At 50.5% G+C, this 283-nt stretch carries 1 pseudogene; it reads left to right on the forward strand.

Annotation, left to right across the window (positions count from 1 at the left end):
- Window positions 1-283 (forward strand): annotated as a pseudogene (locus ACTHS3_RS17735) (F0F1 ATP synthase subunit beta); the annotation flags it as partial.

The raw sequence follows: 283 nt of genomic DNA on the forward strand, positions 1-283 counted from the left end.
GTACGCCTGTTGATGAAGCAGGTCCGATTGATACCGACAAACACCGTGCCATCCATCAGACAGCTCCGAAATTTGATGAACTGTCTGCGACTACTGAGCTGCTGGAAACTGGCATTAAAGTGATTGACTTGCTGTGTCCGTTTGCCAAAGGCGGTAAAGTAGGTCTGTTCGGTGGTGCCGGTGTAGGCAAAACCGTCAACATGATGGAATTAATTAACAACATCGCCAAAGCGCATAGCGGTTTGTCCGTGTTCGCAGGTGTGGGTGAGCGTACCCGTGAAGG

Source organism: Neisseria sp. P0009.S007 (genome assembly GCF_051962515.1).